This is a genomic window from Micromonospora thermarum, assembly GCF_012034245.1.
GTDB classification, from domain to species: Bacteria; Actinomycetota; Actinomycetes; order Mycobacteriales; family Micromonosporaceae; genus Micromonospora; species Micromonospora thermarum.
Genome location: NZ_JAATEO010000105.1, coordinates 1 through 514, shown reverse-complemented (window position 1 = coordinate 514; position 514 = coordinate 1). Strand labels below are relative to the sequence as shown.

Sequence of the window (514 nt, the reverse complement as noted above, 5' to 3'; positions counted from 1 at the left end):
CAGCGCGTCGAGCGCCGCGCGTTCCTGCTCGGACTCCGCAGGCAGCTGGTCCTTGAAAGCGATCGCCCCGGCGAGCAGGTTGACGTGGATGCCGAGCAGCCCCTCGGGTGCTTGGCGGCCCATCGCGTCGGCGACGGAGGCGCCCACGTCGCCTCCCTGTGCGACGTAGCGCGTGTAGTCGAGGCGGTTCATCAGCTCCGCCCACGCGCGTGCGATGCGGCCGGACTCCCAGCCGGGCTCGGTCGGCTGGCCCGAGAAGCCGTAGCCAGGCAGGGACGGCAGCACCAGGTGGAAGGCGTCCTCGGCCCGTCCACCGTGCGCGGTCGGGTCGGTGAGCGGGCCGACGACCCCGAGCAGCTCGACGACCGAGCCCGGCCAGCCGTGCGTCATGATCAGCGGCAGGGCGTCCTCGTGCGGCGACCGCACGTGGATGAAATGGATCTCGACGCCGTCGATGTCGGTCGTGTACTGCGGAAGAGCGTTCAGCTTCGCCTCGAACGCGCGCCAGTCGTAT

The 514-nt window shown here is 71.0% G+C and carries 1 protein-coding gene; it reads right to left on the bottom strand.

Annotation, left to right across the window (positions count from 1 at the left end; all coding sequences use genetic code 11):
* A partial coding sequence (locus tag HCJ94_RS29405) for an epoxide hydrolase family protein (RefSeq protein ID WP_168004252.1) occupies nucleotides 1–514 on the bottom strand: 514 nt, incomplete at both ends.